The organism is Streptomyces sp. NPDC050448 (assembly GCF_040655295.1).
In the GTDB taxonomy this organism is placed as follows: domain Bacteria; phylum Actinomycetota; class Actinomycetes; order Streptomycetales; family Streptomycetaceae; genus Streptomyces.
In genome coordinates, this window is the sequence record NZ_JBFAJR010000130.1 from 1 (window position 1) to 1,508 (window position 1,508).

Below are 1,508 nucleotides of genomic sequence, written 5' to 3' on the forward strand. Positions count from 1 at the left end.
GGCGGGTTGCCGTGCTTGCGGGACGGCAGGTCGGCGTGCTTGCTGCGGAGCATCGAGAGGGCGCTGATCAGCGTTTCGCGGGTGTCCGCCGGGTCGATGACGTCGTCGACGAGACCGCGCTCGGCCGCGTAGTACGGGTGCATCAGCTCGGCCTTGTACTCCTTGACCATGCGCGCGCGCATCGCCTCGGGGTCCTCGGCTTCCGCGATCTGCTTGCGGAAGATGACGTTGGCGGCGCCCTCGGCGCCCATGACCGCGATCTCGTTCGTCGGCCAGGCGTACGTGAGGTCCGCGCCGATGGACTGCGAGTCCATGACGATGTACGCGCCGCCGTAGGCCTTGCGCAGGATCAGCGAGATCCGCGGGACCGTGGCGTTGCAGTACGCGTACAGGAGCTTCGCGCCGTGGCGGATGATGCCGCCGTGCTCCTGGTCGACGCCCGGCAGGAAGCCGGGGACGTCCAGCAGCGTGATGATCGGGATGTTGAAGGCGTCGCACATCTGGACGAAGCGCGCGGCCTTCTCGGAGGCCTCGATGTCGAGGACGCCGGCGAGGTGGCCGGGCTGGTTGGCGACGATGCCGACGACCTGGCCGTCGAGCCGGGCCAGGGCGCAGATGATGTTGCGGGCCCAGCGCTCGTGGATCTCGAGGACGTCGCCTTCGTCGACGAGCTCCTCGATCACCTTGAGCATGTCGTACGGGCGGTTGCCGTCCGCCGGGACCAGGTCCAGCAGGACGTCCGAGCGCCGGTCGGCGGGGTCGGAGGTCTCGTGGACCGGCGGGTTCTCCCGGTTGTTGGAGGGCAGCATCGAGATGAGGTAGCGCACCTCGGAGATGCAGGTCTCCTCGTCGTCGTACGCGAAGTGCGCGACGCCGGAGGTCTCGGCGTGCACGTCGGCGCCGCCGAGGCCGTTCTGGGAGATCTCCTCACCGGTGACGGCGCGGACGACGTCGGGGCCGGTGATGAACATCTGCGAGGTCTCGCGGACCATGAACACGAAGTCCGTCAGGGCCGGCGAGTACGCGGCGCCGCCGGCGCACGGGCCCAGCATCACCGAGATCTGCGGGATGACACCCGAGGCCTTGGTGTTGCGCTGGAAGATGCCGCCGTAGCCGGCGAGCGCGGAGACGCCCTCCTGGATACGGGCACCGGCGCCGTCGTTCAGGGAGACCAGCGGGGCACCGGCCGCGATGGCCATGTCCATGATCTTGTGGATCTTCGTGGCGTGGGCCTCGCCCAGGGCGCCGCCGAAGATGCGGAAGTCGTGCGCGTAGACGAAGACCGTGCGGCCCTCGACCGTGCCCCAGCCGGTGATGACACCGTCGGTGTACGGCTTCTTGCTCTCGAGGCCGAAGCCGCTCGCCCGGTGGCGGCGCAGCTGCTCGACCTCCTTGAAGGAACCCTCGTCGAGCAGCAGCGCAATGCGCTCGCGCGCGGTCAGCTTGCCCTTGGCGTGCTGCGCCTCGGTCGCCCGGTCACTGGGTCCACGCCGCGCCTGCTCGCGCAG

Annotated in this window: 1 protein-coding gene; it reads right to left on the bottom strand. The window is 69.6% G+C overall.

Annotated features, from left to right (window positions below; genetic code table 11):
• Nucleotides 1-1,508: acyl-CoA carboxylase subunit beta (locus tag AB0I68_RS39060; RefSeq protein WP_363182206.1), on the bottom strand; the 1,508-nt coding region annotated here is incomplete at both ends.